This is a genomic window from Kribbella sp. CA-293567 (genome assembly GCF_027627575.1).
Lineage (GTDB): Bacteria > Actinomycetota > Actinomycetes > Propionibacteriales > Kribbellaceae > Kribbella.
Map to the genome: position 1 here is coordinate 552,390 of NZ_CP114065.1, position 21,589 is coordinate 573,978.

17 protein-coding genes are annotated in these 21,589 nt (G+C 69.2%); 12 read left to right on the forward strand and 5 right to left on the reverse strand.

From position 1 onward, the window contains the following. Positions 1–92 precede the first annotated feature (92 nt). The gene (hisC, locus tag OX958_RS02685) at positions 93–1,175 is read left to right on the forward strand and encodes a histidinol-phosphate transaminase (protein ID WP_270135484.1); all 1,083 of its coding nucleotides are present in this window, start codon (positions 93–95) and stop codon (positions 1,173–1,175) included. Continuing rightward, a complete protein-coding gene (locus tag OX958_RS02690; RefSeq protein WP_270135485.1) occupies positions 1,172–1,915 on the forward strand; it encodes an SDR family NAD(P)-dependent oxidoreductase in 744 nt (247 codons plus the stop codon). The genes hisC and OX958_RS02690 overlap by 4 nt, the downstream gene beginning before the upstream one ends. A 215-nt stretch (positions 1,916–2,130) precedes the next feature. Here OX958_RS02690 and OX958_RS02695 read toward each other — a convergent pair whose 3' ends face one another. Beyond that, the gene (locus OX958_RS02695) at positions 2,131–2,709 is read right to left on the reverse strand and encodes a hypothetical protein (protein ID WP_270135487.1); all 579 of its coding nucleotides are present in this window, start codon (positions 2,707–2,709) and stop codon (positions 2,131–2,133) included. A gap of 542 nt (positions 2,710–3,251) precedes the next feature. After that, a complete protein-coding gene (locus OX958_RS02700; protein ID WP_270135488.1) occupies positions 3,252–4,190 on the reverse strand; it encodes an EamA family transporter in 939 nt (312 codons plus the stop codon). Positions 4,191–4,322: 132 nt separating this feature from the next. On the opposite strand from OX958_RS02700, the gene OX958_RS02705 reads away from it, so the two are divergent. The 4 genes from OX958_RS02705 to OX958_RS02720 all read left to right on the forward strand — a co-directional run bounded on the left by OX958_RS02705 (position 4,323) and on the right by OX958_RS02720 (position 9,614). Continuing rightward, complete coding sequence (locus OX958_RS02705; RefSeq protein ID WP_270135489.1) at positions 4,323–5,666, forward strand: phytase; 1,344 nt, start codon at positions 4,323–4,325, stop codon at positions 5,664–5,666. 365 nt (positions 5,667–6,031) lie between these two features. Beyond that, entirely contained in the window at positions 6,032–7,192 is a 1,161-nt protein-coding gene (gene pdhA, locus OX958_RS02710; RefSeq protein WP_270135491.1) for a pyruvate dehydrogenase (acetyl-transferring) E1 component subunit alpha, read from the forward strand. A 2-nt stretch (positions 7,193–7,194) separates the two neighbouring features. Then, positions 7,195–8,169, forward strand: coding sequence for an alpha-ketoacid dehydrogenase subunit beta (locus OX958_RS02715; protein WP_270135492.1), 975 nt, complete (start codon positions 7,195–7,197; stop codon positions 8,167–8,169). Next, on the forward strand, positions 8,169–9,614 hold the full coding sequence (locus OX958_RS02720; protein ID WP_270135493.1) for a dihydrolipoamide acetyltransferase family protein: 1,446 nt from the start codon (positions 8,169–8,171) through the stop codon (positions 9,612–9,614). Before OX958_RS02715 ends, OX958_RS02720 begins: the two co-directional genes overlap by 1 nt. An 87-nt stretch (positions 9,615–9,701) precedes the next feature. Here the strand turns inward: OX958_RS02720 and OX958_RS02725 are convergent, their stop codons facing one another. Next, complete coding sequence (locus tag OX958_RS02725) at positions 9,702–11,147, reverse strand: S8 family serine peptidase (protein ID WP_270135494.1); 1,446 nt, start codon at positions 11,145–11,147, stop codon at positions 9,702–9,704. Positions 11,148–11,385: 238 nt separating this feature from the next. Here OX958_RS02725 and OX958_RS02730 point away from each other — a divergent pair, with 238 nt between their 5' ends. The 5 genes from OX958_RS02730 to OX958_RS02750 all read left to right on the forward strand — a co-directional run bounded on the left by OX958_RS02730 (position 11,386) and on the right by OX958_RS02750 (position 16,311). After that, positions 11,386–12,132: a GntR family transcriptional regulator gene (locus OX958_RS02730; RefSeq protein WP_270135495.1), complete on the forward strand. Its 747-nt coding sequence runs from the start codon at positions 11,386–11,388 to the stop codon at positions 12,130–12,132. Continuing rightward, positions 12,129–13,472 carry an MFS transporter gene (locus tag OX958_RS02735; RefSeq protein WP_270135496.1) on the forward strand — a complete coding sequence of 448 codons (1,344 nt, stop codon included), beginning with the start codon at positions 12,129–12,131 and terminating at the stop codon, positions 13,470–13,472. The genes OX958_RS02730 and OX958_RS02735 overlap by 4 nt, the downstream gene beginning before the upstream one ends. A gap of 209 nt (positions 13,473–13,681) precedes the next feature. Next, positions 13,682–14,668 carry an ATP-binding cassette domain-containing protein gene (locus tag OX958_RS02740; protein ID WP_270135497.1) on the forward strand — a complete coding sequence of 329 codons (987 nt, stop codon included), beginning with the start codon at positions 13,682–13,684 and terminating at the stop codon, positions 14,666–14,668. Then, a complete protein-coding gene (locus OX958_RS02745; protein ID WP_270135499.1) occupies positions 14,665–15,483 on the forward strand; it encodes an ABC transporter permease in 819 nt (272 codons plus the stop codon). Before OX958_RS02740 ends, OX958_RS02745 begins: the two co-directional genes overlap by 4 nt. 201 nt (positions 15,484–15,684) lie before the next feature. Continuing rightward, positions 15,685–16,311, forward strand: coding sequence for a TetR/AcrR family transcriptional regulator (locus OX958_RS02750; protein WP_270135500.1), 627 nt, complete (start codon positions 15,685–15,687; stop codon positions 16,309–16,311). On the opposite strand, the gene OX958_RS02755 is transcribed toward OX958_RS02750, so the two are convergent. Then, positions 16,294–19,599 (reverse strand): ATP-binding protein, encoded by a 3,306-nt coding sequence (locus OX958_RS02755; protein WP_270135501.1) that lies wholly within the window; start codon positions 19,597–19,599, stop codon positions 16,294–16,296. The genes OX958_RS02750 and OX958_RS02755 overlap by 18 nt on opposite strands. Positions 19,600–19,691: 92 nt before the next feature. Here OX958_RS02755 and OX958_RS02760 point away from each other — a divergent pair, with 92 nt between their 5' ends. Beyond that, positions 19,692–21,056 carry a serine hydrolase domain-containing protein gene (locus tag OX958_RS02760; protein WP_270135502.1) on the forward strand — a complete coding sequence of 455 codons (1,365 nt, stop codon included), beginning with the start codon at positions 19,692–19,694 and terminating at the stop codon, positions 21,054–21,056. On the opposite strand, the gene OX958_RS02765 is transcribed toward OX958_RS02760, so the two are convergent. After that, positions 21,057–21,575 carry a DinB family protein gene (locus OX958_RS02765; RefSeq protein WP_270135503.1) on the reverse strand — a complete coding sequence of 173 codons (519 nt, stop codon included), beginning with the start codon at positions 21,573–21,575 and terminating at the stop codon, positions 21,057–21,059. Positions 21,576–21,589 lie beyond the last annotated feature (14 nt).

The window sequence follows — 21,589 nt, forward strand, 5'->3', positions numbered from 1 at the left end:
GGCTGACGGCACCGGCCGGTAGGCACTGCGCAATTTGTCCAGTGCGATGCCATGGGGTTCTAAGCCGGCGACGTTGGAGCTAGCCTGCGGGCATGACGACCCCTCAGGATGAGGTCCGGTTCCGTTCCGTGCTGGATGATGTCGCGGCTTACAAGCCGGGCAAGCCGCCGGAGCGCACCGACGGCCGCCCGACGTTCAAGCTGTCCAGCAACGAGAACCCGTATCCGCCGCTGCCGGGCGTGCTCGCTGCCGCCACCGAGGCCGCCGCGAACATGAACCGCTACCCCGACATGGGTGCGTTGCCACTGCTCGAGGCGCTGTCGGAGCGGTTCGGCGTACCGGTCTCGGATCTGGCCGTCGGGACGGGCTCGGTCGCCGTGCTCTACCACCTCATGCAGGCCACCTGTGGTGAGGGCGACGAGGTCGTCTATGCCTGGCGTTCGTTCGAGGCGTACCCGATCGCGGTCCAGCTGACCGGTGCGACCTCCGTCCGGGTCCCGCTGACCGAGGACGCGCGGCACGACCTCAAGGCGATGGAGGCCGCCATCACCGAGCGGACCCGCGTCGTCCTGGTCTGTACGCCGAACAACCCGACCGGCCCGGCGGTCCGGCGCGAAGAGCTGATCGCGTTCCTGGACGCCGTACCGCGCAACGTGCTGGTCGTGCTGGACGAGGCCTACCGCGAGTTCGTCCGGGAGCCGGAGACGCCCGACTGCGTCGAGATGTACCGGGACCGGCCGAACGTCGTCGTCCTGCGCACCTTCTCGAAGGCCTACGGGCTGGCCGGCTTCCGGATCGGCTACGCGATCGCGCATCCGCCGGTGATCGCCGCGATCCGCAAGTGCGCGCTGCCGTTCGGCGTCAGCGAGATCGCCCAGGCCGCCGCGATCGCGTCGCTGCGGGCCGAGCAGGAACTGCTGGGCCGGGTCGAGGACCTGGTGGCCGAGCGGACCCGGGTGGTCGGCGAACTCCGCGCGGCCGGCTGGGAGGTGCCCGAGACGCACGCGAACTTCGTCTGGATGCCGCTCGGCGACGAGACTCTCGCCTTCGCCGAGGCGGTCCAGGCCGAAGGCGTCTCGGTCCGGCCGTTCCCGGGTGAGGGCGCCCGGGTGACGATCGGCGAGCGCGAGGCCAACGACCTGTTCCTGACGATCGCGTGCGCCTGGCGCCGGTGAGAAACCTGATCTGGATCTCGGGCGCCTCGTCCGGGATCGGTGCGGCGCTCGCCGCCAGTACGCCGTACGCCGAGGCGCGGGTGATCGACCTGTCCCGGAGGGGTGGAGTGGTCGAGCACTTCGCGGCGGACCTGGCCGATCCGGCGGACTGGCAGCGGGTCGAGGAGCACTTCGTCGCGGAGCTGGCCGGGTTCGACGGCGAGCGGGTGATCTTCGTGCACAACGCCGGCACGGTGGTCCCGATCGGGCCGGCCGCGACGGTGGATCCCGCCGCCTATACGCAGGCGGTGCTGCTGAACTCGGCGGCGCCGCAGGTGCTCGGTCGGGCGTTTCTGCGGGCGACCGCTCGGCTGGACTGCGAGAAGCACCTGGTGATGCTGTCGTCGGGCGCCGCGTCCAAGGCGTACCCAGGATGGTCGGCGTACAACGCGGGCAAGGCGGCCGTCGAGCACTGGGTTCGCACGGTCGGGCTCGAAGAGGTTGCCGAGGGCAAGGAAAGCGGCGGTTCGGTGAAGGGGTGCCGGGTGGTCGCGGTGGCGCCGGGAGTGGTGGACACGGCGATGCAGGGTGAGATCCGGGCCGTGGACGAGCAGGACTTCCCTGCCGTCGAGCGGTTTCGTGAGCTGAAGCGCTCCGGCGGACTGACCACACCGGAGGAGGCGGCGGCCGGGCTGTGGGCGGTCATCGCCGCGCAGTACCCGACCGGCAGTGTGCTCGATCTCCGCGAGCTGCCCAGCTGATCTGGGCTGGTTGAGCCAGTCGGCACGCACTCGCCCGGCCCCCGCTGGGACGGGGGCCGGGCGAGTGTCGTACACAGAACTGCTGAGAGCCAGAGAAGCGGCACCGGGAAGGAGTGAGGCTTACTTCCCGATGCCGCTTCAAGGTAGTGCTACCGGTTGATCACCCCACCGAGGCGATCCGTCCGGTGTCCCGCATCACAGACCAGGGAGGGAGGTCAGTTGGCGGAGGACTCGAGCTCGCAGGTCTTCAGCGTGTCGACCGAGTTGTGGTGCGAACCGAGGCCGAGCAGCGCAGCGATGTCGCTGATCGGGACCTGACCACCCACGGCGTTGACCGGGATGTTGTTGTGGCAGGCCTGGAACGGGCCGACGTTGGTGTTGGAGACGGACACGAGGCCGTCGTCGCCAACCCGGTACCACTTGCTCGAGTTGGTCTTCGAGTCCAGCTCGCAGGTCTTGACTGCGGTGGCCTGGTTGCCGCTCGAGAAGATGCCGACGATGCCGGTGACGTCGGAGACGGGCACCTGGCCACCCACCGCGTTGACCGGAACGTTGTTGTGGCAGGCCTGGAACGGGCCGAGGTTGGTGTTGTCCACCGCAACCAGGCCGCCGTTGCCCTTGACCCAGTACCAGTGCTTGCCGCCCTTGGCGTAGCCCGTCAGCGCCGAAGCATCGGCGGCGTTGGCGCCCTTGGTGGTGTCGTCGATCATGTTCGCGCTGACGACGGTGGCAAGGCCCAGCGTAGCAACGGTCGCCACTGCCGCAGCGGCGGCGATCTTGCGTGTTACCTGCATTATGCGAGGTTTCCTTTCGGGTATGACGGATTCGTCTTAGTGGGTAACGACGGGTGATGGGGCGGGTTACAGAATTCTTTGCCGAATTTTTGGTTCAGGCGGGAATGCAGGGGTAGCCCATAGCAGCCGAGTGATGAGTTGGTTGCCGCCGCAGGAAGTGTCCCTGACCAGGCAACTTGCCGGTCGGTCGGAGCCTCTCGCGCGGCGGTGGAGGTGAAAACAATTCGTTTCCGCCAGGGCCGTAACCGATCGGCGATTTCCTCGTTGTGTGATCGCAGGCGAAGTACTGCCTGCTTTTCATGGAGATTTTCGGCGGGCTCGGTGGCCGGCGAAATGGGCTTTACCATGACGAGGCGGATTGTCACGCATCATTGCCGGAGTTTCGCGCCGTGTTTTTTCGGGGCATGGCGCCGGCCTGGCAAAACAGACCCGCTGCCGCGCGCATCGGCAGCGGTGGGAGACCCGGGCACCCCATGGGAGCCCGGGTCTTTCCCTTTCTGGGGGACGGTCAGGAAGAGGTCCGCGGACGCGGATCCCCCCGGCTACGCCGTACGGCGGCGTTCGGCGCTGACCACCAGGGCGACGCCCAGGACGACGACCGCGCCGCCGATCAGGATCTTGGCGGTGACCTGCTCGCTCAGCACCAGCCAGCCGAGGAACACCGCGACCACCGGGTTCACGTAGGCGTAGGTGCCGATCAGTGAGATCGGCGCGTTGGCGAGCAGGTAGGAGTAGGCGGAGTACGCGAGCAGCGAGCCGAAGACGACCAGGTAGGCCAGGGCGACCCAGCCGCTCGAGTGGATCTCGTCGAGGTGGAGCCGGCCGGGCTCGCCGCGAAGGACACCGATCAGGGCCATCGCGGCGCCACCGATCGCCATCTCGTACAGAGTGGCGACCAGGGGATCCCTCGGCAGGCCGAGGCGCGGGGAGTAGCGGGAGCCGACCGCCCAGCTGATCGTGCCGGCGACCAGGATCGCGACCGAGAGCGGCTTCGCGGTGGTGTCGCCGCCGGAGAGGGCGAGCAGTGCGGCGCCGCCGAACCCGATCAGGACGCCGAGCCAGGTGAGCGGCCGAGGGCGCTCGCCGCTGCCGACGCGGAGCAGCATCAGCCACAGCGGTACGGCGGCGATCAGGAGCGCGGCCAGGCCGGAGGGGACGGTCTGCTCGGCGATCGCGACCGCGCCGTTGCCGAAAGCAAGTAGCAGGAGACCGACGACGCCGGCGCCGAGGAGTTCGCGGCGGGTGACGCGGAGCCGGCTGGTGCCCGAGCGCAGGGCGAGGAAGGCGGCCAGCAGGACGGCGGCGACGAGGAAGCGCGCGGACATGCCGAGCATCGGCGGGATCCGCGCGTCGACGACGACCCGGATGCCGAGGTAGGTGGAGCCCCAGACGACGTAGACCACCGCGAGCGCCGACCAGATCATCGCCGCGGAGGCCGGCTTGGTGGCGGCCTCGGGCAGTACTACGGGCGCGGCGGCCATGCGCTGGTCCTCTCCGTGTCATGGGTGAAATGCATGAACGATGCTGACACTAGACCTGCTGGGGTGGGGTGGACAAGAGACTTTTCATCTGGTGGTCGGGTGCTGGTCATGCCCGGCGCCGATGCTGACCCCATGCGCATCCCACTCGTCGTCGTGTTGACGGCTGCTGCTCTGACGGTCACCGCCTCACCTTCGGCCTCGGCGCAGAAAGAAGAGGTACAGCGAGCCACGCCGTCGGTGGCGAGCTCGGCCTCCGGCCATCGCGGGACTGCGGGCGCGGCGCCGGCCTCTGACCGGTCGGCACCGGCGGGAGCGACAGACTCGCCCTCCGCGCATCGCGGTCTCGGGGTCGTCCGGGCCGCGGGGGAGACGGCGGTCAACTGGGACGACGCGGCGGGTGGGGACGCCAACGCCGACGATCCCGCGATCTGGGTGAACACGCGGCGGCCGGGTGCGAGCTTGGTGCTGGGGACCTTGAAGGAGGGTGGGCTCACCGTCTTCGGGCTGAATGGTGAAGAGGTGCAGAAGGTCCGGGTACCGGCGGGTGGGCGGTTCAACAACGTCGACGTGGTGGCCGGCGTGACGCTCGGTGGGCAGCGACGCGATCTGGCGGTGGTGACCGATCGCGGGCTGGACAAGCTGCGGGTGTACTCGGTGAACGAGCGTGGGGTCCGTGACATCACCAGTCCTGTCGCTCCTCTTGTCTTCAGTAAGAACAGTGCGGAGGTCGAGGAGCAGCGGACGGCGTACGGCGTGGCTGCGATCAACGTCGGCGGTCAGGCCTACGTCGCCGTCAGCCGGCGCAGCGAGAGCCGGATCGCGCTGTTCCGCCTGGTGGCCGGCCGTGCGGGCACGGTCAGCTACCAGCTCGTGAAGCAGCTCGACCTGCCCGCGACCTTCACCCTGTCGAACGGATCGACCTGGTCACCGTGTGAGGAGCCGGGCGATCGGCCGCAGTTCGAGGGCATGGTGTTCGACCGCACGACCGGCACCCTGTACGCCGCCCAGGAGGACGTCGGCATCTGGCGGATCCCCCTCGCGGGCAAGCCTGCGCTGCTGGAGAGGACCCGCGAGTTCGGTCAGCCGGCGGCGTACGACGAGGAGACGGAGGAGTGCGCTCCCACCGGCCCGGTCTCGCCCGACGGGGGCAAGCGTCTCAGCGCCGACGCCGAAGGGCTGACCATCGCCTACCGCGGCGCCGGCAAGACCCTGTACGCGTCCAGCCAGGGTGACTCGACCTTCGCCACCTTCCGGATCACTCCGAAGGGCCTGGAGTTCCGCGACGCCTTCGAGGTGGTCGACGGCGGGGCGACGGACGGCGTACAGCACAGTGACGGCGCCGCGGTCACCACGCAGCCGCTCGGCCCGTCTTTCCCGCACGGCCTGCTCGCGGTCCACGACGGCGAGGACACCCCGGGTGACGGCGACCGGGAGGGGACCAACTTCAAACTGGTACGCCTGGAGCAGGTGCCCTGATCGGTACCGGGTTGTGACACAAATCGCACCTGTGGCTCAACGGTGTTACACCATCGGCATTCAGGCGTGAGTCCGGCCTGGATATGACCAGTGGCTGGACTGGTGTCTCATCACGAGACGGCTTTCGGTACCGGCGTACAAGTCGGCGTCCAGACAGTTAGCGGATCAGCAACCTGCTGGGTACGGTGTCCGGCAAGATGGGCAGTGGTACCAGTGAGGAGGTTCGCTGCCCAGCGGTGTGTACGACCCTGCATCAACCTGGATCCACGCGGTCCCGCCTGCGAAGCCTCACCCGGCTGGCTGGGCCGGGGCCCGTGCAACGTTGCGGACGCGGCGATCCCGCGCTCGAACCCCGAGGAGTGCATGTGAGTGAGTCGGTGCCGGGCCTTGCCCCGGAAGTGTTCGCGCCCGGTGAGGCGCCGGTCAGTCCCGCCCAGCCTGTCGAGGAGGTCGAGTTCGTCCAGCTGCTGACGCCTGAAGGAGAGCGCGTCGAGCACCCGGACTACTCGTTCGACCTCGACGACGAGGCGATCAAGGGCTTCTACCGCGACATGGTCATGGTCCGCCGGATCGACACCGAGGCGACCGCCCTGCAGCGGCAGGGGGAGCTCGGTCTGTGGGCCTCCCTGCTCGGCCAGGAAGCCGCCCAGATCGGCTCCGGCCGCGCGCTGAACACCAACGACATGGTCTTCCCGACGTACCGGGAGCACGGCGTCGCCTGGTGCAAGGGGGTCGACCCGCTCAACCTGCTCGGCCTGTTCCGCGGCGTCGACCAGGGCGCCTGGGACCCGCGCGACAACAACTTCCACCTCTACACGATCGTGATCGGCGCCCAGACGCTGCACGCGACCGGGTACGCGATGGGTCAGCAGCGCGACCACGCGGTCGGCGACGAGAACGGTGAGGCGACGATCGCGTACTTCGGCGACGGCGCCAGCAGCCAGGGCGACGTGAACGAGGCCTTCATCTACGCCTCGGTCTTCAACGCGCCCGTCGTCTTCTTCTGCCAGAACAACCAGTGGGCCATCTCGGAGCCGATCGACCGGCAGACCCGGATCCCGCTGTACCAGCGCGCCGCCGGCTTCGGGTTCCCCGGCGTCCGGGTCGACGGCAACGACGTGCTCGCGACGTACGCCGTCACCCAGCAGGCGCTGAAGCGCGCCCGGGAGGGCAGCGGCCCGACCTTCGTCGAGGCCTACACCTACCGGATGGGTGCCCACACCACCTCCGACGACCCGACGAAGTACCGGCTCTCGGAGGACCTGGAGTACTGGAAGCTGAAGGACCCGATCGAGCGCGTGAAGGCCTATCTGGCCCGCTCGATCGGCGTCGAGCACGAGTTCTTCGAGCAGATCGAGGCCGAGGCCGACCAGGTCGCCGCCACCCTGCGCGCGGGCTGCCTGGCGATGCCCGACCCGAAGATGACCGACTTCTTCGAGCACGCGTACGTCGAGAAGACCCCGCAACTGGCCGAGCAGCAGGCGCAGTACAACGCCTACGCGGCCTCCTTCGAAGGGGAGCGGTGAAGATGGCGAAGATCAGCTTGGGCAAGGGCATCAACCAGGGCCTGCGGGCCGCCATGGAGAAGGACCCGAAGGTCCTGATCATGGGTGAGGACATCGGCAAGCTCGGTGGCGTCTTCCGGGTCACCGAGGGGCTGCAGAAGGACTTCGGCGAGGACCGGGTGATCGACACCCCGCTGGCCGAGTCCGGCATCATCGGGACCGCGGTCGGCCTGGCGCTGCGCGGCTACCGGCCGGTGTGCGAGATCCAGTTCGACGGGTTCGTCTTCCCGGCGTACGACCAGATCATCAACCAGGTCGCCAAGATGCACTACCGGTCGATGGGCAAGCTGCGGATGCCGATCGTGATCCGGATCCCGTTCGGTGGCGGCATCGGCGCGGTCGAGCACCACTCGGAGTCGCCGGAGACGCTGTTCGCGCACGTTCCCGGTCTCAAGGTGGTCACCTGCGGCGACCCGGTCGACGCGTACTGGATGATCCAGCAGGCGATCGCGACCGACGACCCGGTGGTGTTCTTCGAGCCGAAGCGCCGGTACCACGAGAAGGCGGAGCTGGACGAGAACGCCGACCCGTTCCCGCTGTTCAAGGCGAAGGTGGTCCGCGAGGGCGCCGACGCGACGCTGTTCTGCTACGGCCCGATGGTGAAGACCTGTCTGCAGGCGGCCGAGGCGGCGCTCGAGGACGGCCGCAACCTGGAGGTCGTCGACCTGCGCTCGATCGCGCCGCTGGACCTGGCGACGATCTTCGCGTCGGTCAAGAAGACCCGTCGCGCGGTCGTCGTCCACGAGGCGCCGCTGTCGCTCGGCCCGGGCTCGGAGCTCGCCGCGCGGGTGACCGAGGAGTGCTTCTACCACCTCGAGGCGCCGGTACTGCGGGTCACGGGCTTCGACACTCCCTATCCGCCGTCGCGGATGGAGGAGGAGTACCTGCCCGACCTGGACCGGGTGCTGGACGCCGTCGACCGGGTGATGGGGTACTGATGGGCATCCAGCAGTTCCGCCTCCCCGACGTGGGAGAAGGCCTGGTCGAGGCCGAGATCGTCAGCTGGAAGGTCAAGGTCGGCGACACGGTCAAGCTGAACGACACGGTGGTCGAGATCGAGACCGCGAAGTCGCTGGTCGAGCTGCCGGTCCCGTTCGCGGGCGTGGTCGCCGAGCTGCTCGTCCCCGAGGGCGAGACCGTCGACGTCGGTACGCCGATCATCTCGGTGCAGACCGCCGACGACGGCGCGGCCGCCGACCTGATCCCGTCCATCCCGGACGAGGACGAGGCGATCGAGCCAGGCAAGATCGGTGGCGCCGCTCCTGGCGGGCGCACCGCGGTACTGGTCGGTTATGGGCCGAAGACGACCGAGGCGAAGCGTCGGCCACGCAAGGGCGGGGCGCCGGCCGCAGGCGGGCTGGCCACGAGCGGGGTAGCTTCAGGCGGGCCGGCCGAAGGCCTGGCCTCGCCGGCCCCCGCGGCCGCGGCTCAGGCCGCCCCCGCAGTAGCCGCAGCGGCTGCTCCTGCTCTTACCCCGGCTCCGGCCGAGGTTGCCGGAGGCAACGAGGCGAGTGTGCATGTGCTGGCCAAGCCGCCGGTGCGGAAGCTGGCCAAGGATCTGGGGATTGATCTAGGTCAGGTGACCGCGACCGGTCCGGGCGGCATCATCACCCGCGCCGACGTGGAGAACCACACCTCGGCACCCGCGGCGGCAGCAGTTGCTGCTGCTCCGGTGGTGAGCGCGCAGGGTGACACCCGGATTCCGATCAAGGGTGTCGTCAAGGTGATGGCTCAGGCGATGGTGAACAGTGCGTTCACCGCGCCGCACGTGACCGAGTGGATCACCGTCGACGTCAGCGCCACGATGGAGCTGGTCGAGCGGCTGAAGAAGGACAAGGCGTTCAAGGACCTGCGGGTCTCGCCGTTGCTGATCGTCGCGAAGGCGGTCACCCTGGCGGCCCGGCGGACGCCGATCATCAACTCCACCTGGGACGAGGCGAACCAGGAGATCGTGCTCAAGGGCTCGGTCAACCTCGGTATCGCCGCGGCCACTCCGCGCGGGCTGATCGTGCCGAACATCAAGTCGGCCGACGCGCTCACCCTGCCCGAGCTGGCCGGCGCCCTGAACGGCCTGGTCGCCACGGCCCGCGAGGGCAGGACCTCCCCGGCAGACCAGGCCGGTGGGTCGTTCACGATCACCAACGTCGGTGTCTTCGGCATCGACGCCGGTACGCCGATCATCAACCCCGGCGAATCCGCGATCCTCGCCTTCGGCGCGGTCCGCAAGCAGCCGTGGGTGGTGGACGACCAGATCGTGCCGCGCTGGATCACCACGCTGGCACTGTCGTTCGACCATCGGCTGATCGACGGCGAGAAGGGCTCCACCTTCCTCGCCGACGTCGCGAGCATCCTGGAGGACCCGGCGCGCGCGCTGATGTTCTAGGAGCAGAGACAAGGAGAGAGGGGATCCCGGGCGGGGGATCCCCTCTCTCTGTCTGTGCGGACCCTCAGTCGAGGGTGGACCGCGGCATCACCAGCGCTTGACGCCGTCCAGCGCGTCGACGAGACCTTCACCGAAGAAGGAGTTGTTCGCGGTGGTGCCGGTGCAGCGGGCGTCCACGACGGCCGGGCAGGCCTGGTCGTCGGCGTCGACCCGCAGCGCCTTCTCGATCTCGGCCGGCTTCAGCCACGGACGGTTCGACTTGATCAGCGCGGCCACGCCGGCCACGTGCGGCGACGCCATCGACGTACCGCTCTTCAGGCCGTATCCGCCACCGGGGATGGTGGACAGGATGCTGCTGCCCGGCGCCGCGACGTCGATCTTGTTCAGACCGTAGTTGGAGAAGTTGCTGCGAACTCCGGCGCGGGTGGTGCTGGCGACGGTGACGACACCCGGAAGCTCGGTCGGGATGTCGAGGCAGTCGTTGTTGATCGGCCGGGTGGCGGGGGTGCCGTCGTTCGGGCTGGCGCTGTCGGTCGTCTTGTTGGCCAGGTCGTAGCTCGAGTTACCGGCGGCGGCAACCGCGAGGCTGCCCTTGCTGGTGGCGAACGCGACGGCGCGGCGGACGGCCTCCTGGACGGCGCCCTGGTCGGCGTCGTCCTTGCACCAGAACTCCCACGGGTCGATGAAGTAGCTGTGGTTCGTGACGTCCATCTTGTGCTCGGCGGCCCAGACGAACCCGCAGATCGCGTACTCCGGGTAGATGTAGCCGTCGTCGTTCACGACCTTCACCGAGGCGATCCGGACGCCCGGCGCGACTCCGACGATGCCGACGCCGTTGCGGGCGGAGGCGACGGTGCCGGCCACGTGGGTGCCGTGGTCGCTGGTGGTCGGGCGCCAGCCACCGGGAGTGGTGTCCGCGACGCCGTTGTCGACGCAGTTGACCGAGTTGCCGGCGTCGAAGTTCGGCGCCAGGTCCGGGTGGGTGTCGTCCACGCCGGAGTCGTTGATGCCGACCAGGACGCGGCTGCTGCCGTCGCTCTGCTCGTGTGCCTTGTCGGCCTTGATCTGCGCCATGTCCCACTGCTCGCCCTCACGCGGGTCGAGCGCCGGGACGGACTCGTTGGCCTTCAGCCCCTTGGCGGCGGCGGGCTTCGCGGCCGCGCCGACCGGGCCCTCCGAGACAGCGGCGGTGCGGGTGGCACCGACGCTCTGGACACTGTTGCCGTTCTTGCCGAGCCTCACGTCGGCGCGGAAGGTCGGGCTGGTCGACTGCGCGATGACCACGCCCAGGTCGCCGTACGACTTGACGACGGTGCCACCGGCGGCCTCGATCGCCTGCTCGGTCCGGTCGACGTGGATCGGCACCGGCTTGGTGTTGACCACGTAGTTCATCAGGATGCCCGGCTCGGCCGCGGCCTGGGCGAAGGGGGAAACGGGCGCGGCGTGGGCCGCGGCAGTACCGACGCCGGCGAAAGCCAGGGCCACGACGGCCAGGCCGGCGCTGAGCCGACGGGTACGAGAGCGTGGGGACAAGACATCTCCTCGTGGTGCGGTCGGACGGGAACGCTGGCCGAAGCCTAGATCGCATCGTGGCGGCACGCCTCCCACCGCGCTCAAGACAGGGGAAACCCTGCGTTCACGGCCGTGCTGTCCACAACAGCCCACATCTGTGGACCAACCTGTGGATAACTTCGCTTCCGGGCGGAGGCCCGGGAAGAAAAAGACCGTTCGGTCGGTTGCGTGTAGGATAGATACAACAGAGATACGTGACGTGAGGGGTGTTGTGGGGAGCGGGGCGGCCGGTGAAGAACCGGCGAGTGGGTTAGTACTGGGTGACGAGACGACGGAGATCGCGCGAATAGTCGCGGACGCGGCGCCGGGGGTGGAGAAAATCCCCGCGGCGGAGCGCGTGTACGCGTATGTGAAAGCAGCCATCCTCGACCGGGTCTACCCCGGCAACGAGCTGCTGACCGAGGGGGAGCTGGCGGCCGCGGTCGGAGTCTCCCGTACTCCGGTTCGGGAGGCGCTGCTCCGGCTGGAGGAGTCCGGCCTGGTGAAGCTGTACCCGAAGAAGGGCGCGCTCGTCCTGCCCGTGCTGGCGCAGGAGGTGAACGATGTCCTGGAGGCGCGCGAGCTGATCGAGACGCACGCCGCGGCGAAGGTCTGGCCGCGCCGCAAACAGCTGGCCGAGAAGCTGGTGCCGCTGGTCCAGGAGATGCGCGACCACCGCAGGGCCGGTGACGCGAAGAGCTTCCTGGTGGCCGACCGGGTCTTCCACGAGGCGATCGTCGGCGCTGCGGGCAACGAGATCCTGGCCAAGCTCTACAACAGCCTGCGTGATCGCCAGGTCCGGATGGGCGTTCCCGGGATCGAGATGCAACCGGCCCGGATGGACCGGTCCATCGCCGCCCACCAGGAGATGATCGACGCGCTCGGCGGCAACAGCGCCAAGCGCTTCCGCGAGCTCGTCATCGACCACATCCACGTCGCCGCGACGGATCTGCGGGGCTGGCAGTGACCGAACTCCTCTTCCCCCTGGGCGGTCGGCGAGCCTGGGCGGTGTGGGCCGTTGCTGTCTTCACCTACCTGGTGACCGTGCTGCACCGCGGCTCGATGAGCGTCGCCGGCCTGCAGGCCGCCGAGCGGTTCGAGATCTCGGCGTCCGCGCTGGCCAGCTTCACCGTGGTCCAGCTGACCGTGTACGCCGCGATGCAGGTGCCGGTCGGCATCCTGCTGGACCGGTACGGCTCGAAGCGGCTGCTGATCGCGGCCTCGGGGCTGCTGTTCGTCGCCCAGGCGGCCTTCAGCCTGGTCGACTCCTATCCGGCGGCCCTGGCCGCGCGGGCGGTGCTCGGCGTCGGTGACGCGCTGGTCTTCATCAGCGTGCTGCGCGTCGTGATGTCCTGGTTCCCCGCGCTCCGGCAGCCCGTGATGTCGCAGGTGACCGGCATGCTGGGCGGACTCGGCGCGATCGTGTCGACGGTGCCGATGGCGGCCGCGTTCCACGCGTTCGGCTGGACCCCCACTTTCGCCGCGGCGAGCGTACTCAGCCTGGTGGCAGGACTTGCCGTCCTGCTCCTGCTCAAGGACAGCCCGTACGACGTATCGCCGCACCGCGCCAAGCAGCCGCTCTCCCTGGTACGCCGCAACCTGCGCCGCGCCTGGAAGGAGCCGGGCACCCGTCTCGGCCTCTGGACGCACTTCACCACCAGCTTCTCGGGTGGCACGTTCGGACTGCTCTGGGGCTTCCCGTTCCTGGTTCAAGGGCAGGGCGTGGCGCCGACCACGGCCGCGGCGATGCTGATCCTGCCGGTCCTGGCCGGCTTCTGCTACGGCCCGCTCGTCGGCCGGTACGCCGCGAAGTTTCCGTTCTACCGCTCGTGGATCGTGCTCGCCGTGATCGGCGGCTCCGTGCTGATGTGGACCGTCGTGCTGGCGTGGCCGGGCCGGGCACCGATGCCGGTGCTGCTCCTGCTGATCGTCGTCCAGGCGGCCGGTGGTCCCGGGTCGATGCTGGGGCTGGACTACGCCCGGACGTTCAACCCGACGACGCGGTTCGGCGCGGCCAACGGAATGGTCAACACCGGTGGCTTCATCGCGATGCTGATCTGCATCGGGATGGTCGGGATCCTGCTGGACGCCTCGTCCGGCGGCGCCCCGCAGACGCTGGGCGACTTCAAGACGGCGCTGGCCTTCCAGTACGTGCTGTGGACGATCGGCACGGTTCAGATCCTCCGCTACCGCCGCCGGGCGCGCGCCACGCTGGCGCGGTACAACCCGGAGATCTACGAAGCTCTCCGGGCGAACCAGATCGTGCCGCTCAAGGCCGACACCGGGGAGTTCGCGAAACAGAGCTGAGGCGAGCGCTGGCACCGCGCCTGGCACCGGCTCTCAGCCCGGTACCAGGCGCCTGCCAGCGGGCAAGCGCACGGTAGTCCCAGTAGGAGGGTGTCTAGGAGCTCCGCGCCTACTGCGCTGCACTCGGCACGGTACCTCGCCGCACCGAGCACATGCTCGCTACGGCGCGGAACTCCCAGACACCCTCAACCGCCAACTGGGAGGAACCGATGTCCACCACGAACCAGCTCGCCATCTCGGCCGAGGGTCTGGTCAAGAGATATGGCAGTACCACCGCGCTGGACGGCGTGGACCTGGCCGTACCGACCGGCACCGTCCTCGGCGTGCTCGGGCCGAACGGCGCCGGCAAGACCACCGCGGTGCGGATCCTCGGCACGCTGCTCCGGCCGGACGCCGGGCATGCCACCGTCGGCGGGTACGACGTCGTCCGGGAGGCACCGCGAGTCCGCGAGATCATCGGGCTGACCGGGCAGTACGCCTCGGTCGACGAGGACATGTCCGGGCGCCGCAACCTGGTGATGATCGGCCGGCTGCTCGGGCTGCCCCGGGCCGAGGCCAGGTCGCGGGCCGGCGAACTGCTACAGCGCTTCGAGCTGTCCGGCGCGGGGGACCGGATCGCCAAGACGTACTCCGGTGGAATGCGCCGGCGCCTCGACCTGGCCGCGAGCCTGGTCGGCAAGCCGAGCGTCCTGTACCTGGACGAGCCGACCACCGGTCTCGACCCGCACGCCCGCAACGGCGTCTGGGACACGATCCGGACTCTGGTGCTCGACGGTACGACGGTGCTGCTCACCACGCAGTACCTGGAAGAAGCCGACGCACTGGCCGACTCGCTGCTGGTCTTCGACCACGGCAAGGTGGTCGCCCAAGGACGGCCCGCCGAGCTCAAGGCGCAGGCCGGCAAGCAGTCGCTCGACGTCCGGCCTGCTGAGCCGGGGCATCTCGAGCGGGTCGCGGCGATCGTCTCCGAAGCGGTCGGCACCCGGCCGACGGTCGACGTCGTCAACGCGCTGGTGAGCGTGCCGGTCTCGGACGGTACGTCGATGCCGGTGGTGGTCCGCCGTCTCGACGAGGCCGGGATCGCGGTCACCGAACTGGCGCTGCGGCTGCCGAGCCTGGACGAGGTCTTCCTCGCGCTGACCGGGCACGCCACCGAAGTACAGGACACCGCCGTACTGGAAGGAGCGAGCCGATGAGCACCGCGACCCTGGAGACCCCGGCGGCGCACGCCGCTCACCGCAGCCGGCCGTTCGCCTGGCTGGAGCAGAGTCTGACGCTTGCCTGGCGCAACATCGTCCGGATCCGGCAGAACCCCGAAGCACTGGCCGACGTGACGTTCCAGCCGATCATCTTCCTGCTGCTGTTCCTGTTCGTCTTCGGCGGCGCCATCGCCGGTGGCGGCACCTGGCACGACTACCTGCCCTACCTGCTGCCGGGCGTGCTGGTGCAGTCGGTGGTGTTCTCGACGCTGGGCACCGGCGTCAGCCTGAACGACGACTTCGCCAAGGGCGTCTTCGACCGGTTCCGCAGCCTGCCGATCGCCCGGGTGGCGCCGTTGATCGGTGCCGTCCTCGGGGACGCCGTGCGCTACCTGACCTCGGTCGTGATCCTGATGACCGCCGGCTTCCTGCTCGGCTTCCGGTTCGAGAACGGCGTCGGCAACGGCCTGCTCGCCTGCCTGATCGTGCTGCTCTTCGCCCTCTCGCTGTGCTGGATCTGGGTCTGGCTCGGCCTGAAACTGAAGACCGCGCAGGGCGTCCAGGGGATCGCCTTCCTGGTGATGTTCCCGCTGACCTTCGGCAGCAACATCTTCGTCCAGACCGACACCCTGCCGGGCTTCCTGCAGGCGTGGACCAAGATGAACCCGCTCACCTACCTGGTCGACACCATGCGCGGCCTGATGCTCGGCGGCGAGGTGCAGAAGCCACTGCTGATCACGCTGGCGTGGATGGTCGGCCTGGTCGCGGTCTTCGCCCCACTGGCGATCCGCGCCTACCGCCAACGCACCTGACGCACCCACTCTCGGCTCCGGCCGCGCACCCCAACGGTGCGCAGCCGGAGCCTTTCCGTGCCGCATGAAATCAACAGACTCTAGCGAAACGTCAAGAAATAAACGAAAAACAACCTTTTCACTCAGAAACTGGGGAGTAATGCAGAACCGATCTGACTAAGATGGAGAGAGTTCACGCACGGGGTATCGACAAGAGGTGCAATGAGCGAACCCTCCGCACGCCGTTATTCCGGACGCTCCGTCGAGGAGTGGAAGGCGGCGCGACGGGAGCGCCTGCTGGATGCCGCGCTGGAGTTGTTCGGGACCGAGGGCTACCCGGCGACCTCGGTGGAACGGCTGTGTGCACAGGCGAAAGTGTCGACCCGGCACTTCTACCACGAGTTCCAGAACAAGGAAGCCGTGCTGCTCGCCGTGCATGCCCAGGTGATCGAGCTGGCGGTCCGTAGTACCGGTGAGGCGCTCGCGGCGACCACCGGCGCGCCGGTCCGGGAGCGGATCGTGGCGGCCGTCGACGGCTATCTGCACACGGTGATGACCGATCCTCGCCGGGCCCGTCTCTCGTTCGTCGAGGTGGTCGGCGCGAGCCCGGCGGTGGAGGAGCAGCGGATGGCCTTCCGTGAGTTGCTGATCGCGAGCGTGGTCGGCGTCGGCGAGGCGGCGGCGGCCCGCAACGAGCTTGCACAGAAGGATTTTCGCTTCGTCGGGCTGTGCTTCATCGGCGCCGTCAACACCGTCGTCTACGACTGGATGCTGGCCGATCCACGACCACCGGAGGGGCAGGTCCAGACCGCGTTGCGCGAGCTGGCCGTCTCACTCATGCTGAACTGACCCGGTCCGGCCGCCGAGGAAGCCGGCCGGTTCGGCCGGCCCGGAGAGGCCGAACCGCTTACGTAGTTCGCTCTTCGCGTCCTCGCGTCCCAACCGGGCACCGCCGTCGTACGCCGCCTCGTAAGGCGCGTCGCCGAGCTCTGCCCGCAGCCGGTCGACGGTACGGCGTACCTCGGAGTCCGGGATCGTTCTCATCCCGCGCATCGCGGCGGCGATCCCGAGCGTGCGGGCGGCGGTCTCGTACTCACGAGCCAGCAGGTCGACCTCGGCGCCGGCCTCCACGATGCCGGAGGTAAGGGGCATGTCGTCGGTGTTGAGCGCGAGCTCGATCGCCTGCTTGCCGAAGTCGCGAGCCTCGGTCAGCTCGCCGTGCGCGACGGCCACCCGGGCGAGCTGCGCGAGCACCATCGCCTGCCCGTGCGGAGCGATCCGCTCGGCCACCAGGTCGAGCATCGAATAGGCGCGCTCGGCAAGCTCTTTGGCCTCGTCCAGCCGGCCCTGCCGCCGGGCCAGGATGCTGAAGCCGATCAACGCAATCCCTTGCCCGCCAGGGCTTCCGTGCTCCTCTGCCAGCTGCAGCGAGCGAGTCAGCTCCGCGCCGGCGCCGTCGTAGTCGCCCAGCTCGGCCCGGCTGAGCGCGCTCTGGGCAAGCAGTTGGGCGACGCCCTCGGTGGTGCCCAGCTCGGCGACCAGCCGCAGTGCCTCGGTGAGCGAAGCGAGCGCGCCCTGGTGATCGCCCTGGCCGGCCTGATAACTGGACAGGCTGCGCAGTGCCAGCGACGTACCCCAACGATCGCCGAGGGCCCGGAACCCGGCGAGCGCGGTACTCAGGTCGACCGCCATCTGCTCGACCTCGCCGTCGTTCTCGCGGAACATCGCGGTCAGCATCACCGCCATGCTCCGCGTCCACGGGTCCTCGTGCCGGGAAGCCGCCTCGAGTTCGCCGAAGCAGGTCGCCTTGTCCCGCCGGACCGTGGCCCAGACAGCGTTGGTGAAATGGCCGATGCCGGATTCGGCGACCACCCGGTACCGGCGACTCAGCCAGCGCACCTCGGCCAGACCACGGATCGCCCCACCGAACTGCGACGACGGGTCCTCACCGTTCGACAGCGTGCCGATCGAGTACATCATCAGAGTGGTCGCCCGCAGCAACGGATCACTCGGGCCGTCGAGGGCCAGTGTCGCCTCGAACCAGGTGATCGCTTCGGCCGGGCGGCCACGCATGTTCCAGTACTCGCCCAGCACCGCGACGAGTCCCAGCGCCAGTTGCGAGTCGCCCGCGTCGACCGCGGTACGCAGCGCGTCCAGCAGATTCTCGTTGTCGGCATCCAGCCGGGCGATCCACTGCAACTGATCGTCGGTGTGCAGCTCGGGTCTTGCCTGCCGCAACAGTTCGCTGAAGTACCGCGTGTGCGCCGCGCGGATGTGGCCCGACTCGCCGGAGGTCGCGAGTTGCTCGGCGCCGTACGCCTTGACCGTTTCGAGCATCCGGTAGCGCACTGACCGGTCGTCCGCGGCGGCCTCGATCAGCGACTTGTCGACCAGGGACGCCAGTACTCCGAGGATGGCTTCCGGTGGCAGGCCTGGCCCGCTGCAGACCTGCTCCGCGGCCTCGAGCGTCGCGCCGCCGGAGAAGAGGGAAAGCCGACGGGCGACTGTCTGCTCGTCAGGGTCGAGCAGGTCCCAACTCCACTCCACCACGGCGCGCAGAGTCTGGTGCCGGGGAAGCGCGGTCCGCGATCCGCTGGTCAGCAGGCGGAACCGGTCGTTGAGCCGCTCGACGATCTGCGGTGGGGTGAGCGCGCGCAACCGGGCCGCGGCTAGCTCGATCGCAAGCGGCATACCGTCCAGCCGGCGGCAGATCTCGGCGATCGACTGCCGGTTGGTGCCGGTGACCGCGAAGTCGGGCCGGACCGCCCGGGCCCGGTCGACGAAGAGCTGGATCGACGGATAGGCGTCGTCGGCGCTGTCGAGCGGCGGCAGTTCGAGCGGTCCGACCTGGTGCAGGTGCTCGCCGGGGATGCTGAGCGGCTCGCGGCTGGTCGTCAGCACCCGCAGGCGGGGGCAGGACGCGAGCAGTGAGTCGACCAGGTCGGCGACCTCCTGGATGAGGTGCTCACAGTTGTCGAGGACCAGCAGCACCTGTCGATCGGCGATCACCTCGACGAGTCGCTGGGTGGCGGCACGACTGGTCGGGAAGTGTTTCGGGGCTAGCCCCACCTGCAGGTTGTCGACGTACTCGCTGGCGCCGAGAGTGCTGAGGATCGACGGCGCCACGTCGGCCGCGTCGGCGAGCGGGGCCAGCTCGACCAGCCAGATGCCGTCACTGGTCTGCGCGGTCAGCGATCGGGCGGTCTCGGTGGCGAGCCGGGTCTTGCCGGCGCCGCCTGGCCCGACCATGGTCACGAGGCGGGTGCCGTTGCCGAGCAGGCGCGCCAGCTCGGCGACGTCGTCGGCTCGGCCGACGAAACTGGTCATCGACGCCCGGAGGTTGTTCCGCGGCGGGGTGTCCCGAGCAGCCGGTACGACGGCAGTGGTGGCGACCGGGTCGATCACGTTACCGCGCAGTACGGCGACGTGGAGTTCGCGGAGTCGGGCACCGGGATCGGCCCCCAGCTCCTCGGCGAGACTGCTCCGGACCCGTTCGTACGCCGCGAGCGCCTCGGCTTGGCGGCCGTCGGCGTACAGGGCTCTGATCAGGAGTTCGTGGATCCGTTCGCGAAGCGGATGGGTGACGCTCAGGTGCTCGAGTTCCGGCGTCAGCTCGCGGGCGTTGCCGCCGGCCACGGCCAGCTCGGCGAGATCCTCCGAGGCGCCGAGTTTCAGCTCGGCCAGCCGGTCGGCCTCGATCGCGGCGAACGGGAGCTCGCGTAGATCGGCGAGGGCGTCCCCGCGCCAGAGCCGCTCGGCCTGGGCGAGCAGTGCTCTGGCCTGGCCGGGGTCGGTACTGAGCAGTTCGCGGCCCCGGCGTACGAGATCTTCGAACTGCAGGGCGTCGACGGACTCGGGCGAGATGGTCAGCGTGTAGCCGGCCGGACCGGACTGGACCGAGATGCTCGACTCGGTCGCTGGCAGGCTCGCGCGCAGCCGGGAGACGAGGGACTGCAGGGCGTTGGCGCTGGGCGCCTCGGTGCCCCAGAGGCCGTCGACCAAGGTGTCGACCCCGACCGGGCGGCCGGCGCTCAGCGCCAGTCTGGCCAGCAGCCCGCGCAGCCGGACGCCGCGGACGTCCAGCGGAGATCCGTCGGCCGCCCACATCGCGAGAGGACCGAGCACCGCTATGCGCACCCGCCCAGCCTCCCATATCCACCTGTCTGCACCCTGTCGTTCGTCCTGACGAGAGCCTCACAACGCGCCGGAGATGCCTTAGTGTTCGACCGGTGACCGAGATCCCCGCTCAGACCCAGTCCGCCCTCAGCCGGATCGTCGCCGAACGCCAGGCCAAGGGCCGCGTTCCCGGCCTCGTCGGAGCCGTCGCCCGCAACGGTGCGCTGGCCTGGTCCGAAGGGGTCGGCTCGGCCGATCTGGACCAGCCGGCCGGCGCGGGCGAATCCGGTGCGCCGACCGCCGACACGCAGTACCTGATCGCCTCGCACAGCAAGACCTTCACCGCGGTGGCGATCATGGCGCTGCGCGACGAGGGCAAGCTCAGCCTGGACGACCACGTCGACGCGCTGCTGCCGGAGACCGAACACGGCGGGATCACCGTCCGGCAGATGCTGAGTCACGTCAGTGGCATGCAGCGCGAACCGGTCGGCGACGTCTGGGACAAGATGGCGTTCCCCGACCGTGACGAGCTGCTGCCGGGCTGGAACGCGGCCGAGCGGGTGGGCAAACCGCATCACCGGTTCCACTACTCGAACCTGGTCTACTCGGTGCTCGGCGAGGTGATCGAGCGGCTCGACGGGCGCAGCTGGTACGAGTCGATCCAGGCGCGCATCCTGCGACCGCTGGGGATGGAGCGGACGTCGGTCGGCTTCGACGGTGGTCCGGCGGCTCAGGGGTACTACGTGCCGCCGTTCACCGACGTACCGGTCAAGGAGCCGGTGCTCGACCTCGGCGCGATGAACGCGTGCGGCGGGCTGGCCAGTACGGCGGGCGACCTGGCCAAGTGGGCGATGTTCATCGCCGACCCGGTGGACGAGGTGCTGTCCAAGGACACCGTGGACGAGATGTGCGCGCCGCAGATCATGGCGGACGAGCGCTGGATCCTCGGCTTCGGGCTCGGCTTCATGCTGCTCCGGCTCGGCGACCGCGTCACCGTCGGCCACACCGGCGGGATGCCGGGACACATCACCGGCACCTTCGTGCACCGTTCGTCCGGCACGGCCGGCATCGCGCTGATGAACACCACGTCGGCGCCCGACCCGGCCGCCCTGGCCACCGACCTGCTGCTCAAGGTCCTCACCGACGATCCCGAGAAGCCCACCGCCTGGACCCCCGGCACCACGGTCCCCGACGAGCTGACCGGTGTCGTCGGCACCTGGTTCTCCGAGGGCAGCCCGTTCACCTTCTCCGTCCGCGAAGGCACCCTGCGGGCCGTCCCGCAAGGTGCTCCCGACTGGAAGCCGCCGGCCGTCTTCGAGAAGGTCTCCGAAGACGTGTACCGCACGGTGTCCGGTCGCGAAACGGGTGAACTCCTTCGCATCACCCGCGACGCGACCGGTACGCCGGTGACCCTGCACTGGGCCACCTACCTCTGCACCCGGCAGCCGCAGGCCTTCGGCGAGTGGCTGCAGAGCTGACTACTCGTTGTAGCTGCGGTGGCCGTCGAGCAGTTCCCGGATGATGTCGAGATGGCCCGCGTGACGGGCCGTCTCCTCGATCATGTGGCAGAGGATGTAGCGGGTGGAGGCACGGCCGGAGTCACGGACCACCGCCTGCTCCACGTCGTCGAGGGAGCGCCCGGCGACGATCTCGTTCGAGCGGGCGCACTCGGCGGCGTACTCGTCGAGGAGCTGGGCGATCGGCACGTCGTCGACGAACATCTCGGCGTCCTCGTGGCCGTCCTCGGTCCACGGGGTCTGACCGGTGTCGGGAACGCCGGCCAGGTTGAGGTGGAACCACGAGTACTCGACCCAGCGCAGGTGGGCGACGACGCCGGCCATCGTCATCAGCGGTGAGTTCGGCAGCACCTGGCGATGAGCCTCGTCGTCCGACAGGCCTTCGCACTTCATCCGGACGATGGACCGCTGGACGTCGAGCCAGCCGACCAGCTGGGTCCGCTCGTCAGAGGTGAGCGGCGGACGGGGTACAGGAGTCATCTGGCGCAGACTAG

Coding starts and splice junctions, on each gene's coding strand:
- hisC (WP_270135484.1), top strand. CDS start 93: ATGACGACCCCTCAGGATGAGGTCCGGTTCCGTTCCGTGCTGGATGAT.
- OX958_RS02720 (WP_270135493.1), top strand. CDS start 8,169: ATGGGCATCCAGCAGTTCCGCCTCCCCGACGTGGGAGAAGGCCTGGTC.
- OX958_RS02705 (WP_270135489.1), top strand. CDS start 4,323: ATGCGCATCCCACTCGTCGTCGTGTTGACGGCTGCTGCTCTGACGGTC.
- OX958_RS02750 (WP_270135500.1), top strand. CDS start 15,685: ATGAGCGAACCCTCCGCACGCCGTTATTCCGGACGCTCCGTCGAGGAG.
- OX958_RS02765 (WP_270135503.1), bottom strand. CDS start 21,575: ATGACTCCTGTACCCCGTCCGCCGCTCACCTCTGACGAGCGGACCCAG.
- OX958_RS02700 (WP_270135488.1), bottom strand. CDS start 4,190: ATGGCCGCCGCGCCCGTAGTACTGCCCGAGGCCGCCACCAAGCCGGCC.
- OX958_RS02740 (WP_270135497.1), top strand. CDS start 13,682: ATGTCCACCACGAACCAGCTCGCCATCTCGGCCGAGGGTCTGGTCAAG.
- OX958_RS02695 (WP_270135487.1), bottom strand. CDS start 2,709: ATGCAGGTAACACGCAAGATCGCCGCCGCTGCGGCAGTGGCGACCGTT.
- OX958_RS02715 (WP_270135492.1), top strand. CDS start 7,195: ATGGCGAAGATCAGCTTGGGCAAGGGCATCAACCAGGGCCTGCGGGCC.
- OX958_RS02745 (WP_270135499.1), top strand. CDS start 14,665: ATGAGCACCGCGACCCTGGAGACCCCGGCGGCGCACGCCGCTCACCGC.